This is a genomic window from Halomonas sp. Ps84H-12 (genome assembly GCF_024124725.1).
GTDB classification, from domain to species: Bacteria; Pseudomonadota; Gammaproteobacteria; order Pseudomonadales; family Halomonadaceae; genus Vreelandella; species Vreelandella aquamarina.
In genome coordinates this window covers 1-2,208 of record NZ_JAMXSJ010000082.1, presented here as the reverse complement: position 1 = coordinate 2,208, position 2,208 = coordinate 1, and the positions used below count along the sequence as shown (strand labels likewise).

2 protein-coding genes are annotated in these 2,208 nt (G+C 50.6%); both read left to right on the top strand.

Annotated elements, in window-relative coordinates:
* Window positions 1–127 precede the first annotated feature (127 nt).
* Window positions 128–910, top strand: coding sequence for a M24 family metallopeptidase (locus NH344_RS18065; RefSeq protein ID WP_253028283.1), 783 nt, complete (start codon window positions 128–130; stop codon window positions 908–910).
* Window positions 911–1,017: 107 nt separating this feature from the next.
* Window positions 1,018–1,776 carry a creatininase gene (locus tag NH344_RS18060; RefSeq protein WP_253028282.1) on the top strand — a complete coding sequence of 253 codons (759 nt, stop codon included), beginning with the start codon at window positions 1,018–1,020 and terminating at the stop codon, window positions 1,774–1,776.
* Window positions 1,777–2,208: the final 432 nt, after the last annotated feature.

Below are 2,208 nucleotides of genomic sequence, written 5' to 3'. Positions count from 1 at the left end.
CACCGATCAGCACGGTGGGTTTTGGCAATAACGGGCTTGCGAAAGCCAACTTGCACGGGGCGAATGATCAAAAAGTGCTCGCTGGCGGTGATAGGGAAAGTGTCGGCGCCGGCTTCACGGATTCAGGGTGAAGTTAGTCGATATCGGCGTCCCCACCATGAAAATGCGCATGATCAAGTCCGCTGAAGAGATCGCGCTGATTCGTCAGGGTGCCCGCATCGCCGACGTGGGCGGTGTGGCCGTTCGTGATGCCATTTCGGCCGGGGTTCCGGAGTATGAGGTTGCGCTGGCGGGACAGGCTGCCATGGTACGCGAAATCGCCAAGACCTACCCGCATAGTGAGCTGATGGATACCTGGGTTTGGTTCCAATCGGGTATCAACACTGACGGTGCACATAACCCCGTGACCAGCCGCCGCGTACAACCGGGTGATATCCTTAGCCTGAACACCTTCCCAATGATATCAGGCTATTATACCGCACTAGAGCGAACACTGTTCTCCGAGTATGCCTCCGATGAGCATCTGCGTCTCTGGCAAGCTAACTGCGAAGTTCACCGCCGTGGTCAAGAGCTGATCAAACCCGGTGTACGTTGCTGTGATATTGCTCATGAGCTCAATGAAATCTTCGCCAAGCACGATCTACTTCAATACCGTACTTTCGGCTACGGCCACTCCTTCGGCACCCTCAGCCACTACTATGGCCGAGAAGCAGGCCTCGAACTACGAGAAGATATCGAGACGGTGCTCGAACCCAACATGGTGGTTTCCATGGAGCCGATGATCACGGTACCAGAAGGGCGTCCGGGAGCTGGCGGATACCGTGAACACGATATCTTGGTGGTCAACGAGCATGGGGCCGAGAACATTACCGGCTTCCCTTATGGCCCGGAGCACAACATCGTCAAGTAAACAGTCAAACAAAAGGGGGGATTGTCCCCCTTTTTCTGTCAGGTAGGTGGTGGTAACGCACAGAGTATTTGAGATTTTAGAAACCGTTCTGTACTTGGAGAGGCAAAATGAAAGACGTAAAAATAGAGAACATGGACTGGGTTTCCTACCATGAACTCACCAAAAAGGGGGCGTGTAAGATTATCCTTCCGATTGGTGCAATAGAGCAGCACGGCCCTCACATGTCACTCAATCCGGACGTCCTGATCCCCAGCTATATTGCCGAAAAAGTGGCCGAAAAAGCTGGCAATATGCTAGTGGCACCTGCGATCAGCTATGGTTATAAATCACAAGTAAAGTCAGGTGGAGGTAACTTCTTTCCGGGAACAACCTGCGTTACCGGTAGCGCACTAGAAAATTATGTCTTTGATGTGCTTCAGGCCTATGTCGGTCACGGTAACCATGAATTTATCCTGATCAATGGCCACTTCGAAAACTCCATGCACCTTTGTGAAGCTGCTGACAAGCTGGTCAAAAAATGCGCGGTGGAAGGTATAACCATAAAGATTTATCTGCTGTCATATTGGGATTTCATTAGTGAAGATACCATTGCACAAGTCTTTCCCGATGGCTTTTCTGGTTGGGCCGTTGAGCATGGAGGGGTTCTGGAAACCTCAATTATGTTAAGGATTCATCCAGAGCTGGTTGATATGTCCAAGGCAGTCGACGTTGAGCCAGCAAAATTCCCGCCTTACGACGTTTTTCCGTCCGACCCGACTTGGGTTGCACCTTCTGGCACATTGTCATCCCCTCTAAAAGCAACTGAGGAGAAGGGAAAGCTGATTCTTGAGGAATGTGTCTCAGGAATAGTAAAGCATATGAGCTAAAGGTTTATTTGTGCATGTCTCGGCAGTCGGTTCGGTATTTTACTGAGCCAGATAATAGATCAGTACAATAACAATGAGGTAGATTTAAATGCCAAATAGAGATAGCCCAGAAGGGCGCAATGAACACGTTGTTATTCCCAGGTTCACGGGGCGTGATCTCCCGCCTATCGGCAGGCTTGTCATTCAGTTTGCTCCCCCAATGCATATTCCGCCCTATCGTGACCGCCCATTCCGTTTGAACGTGACCGCCTATTCTGGATGATGGTGACCGCGCATTCCGTTTTATCGTGACCGATTTTGGGCAATTTTCCGGAATCGCTGGTCACGTTGCCGGAATCATCGGTCACGTTCCCCCGGAATCACATCCAACACGCTGGAATTCTTCAACTTTATTCGGCATACCCTTCTTTTTCATCACGAGGAAGTGCGGAT

Coding starts and splice junctions, on each gene's coding strand:
- NH344_RS18060 (WP_253028282.1), top strand. CDS start 1,018: ATGAAAGACGTAAAAATAGAGAACATGGACTGGGTTTCCTACCATGAA.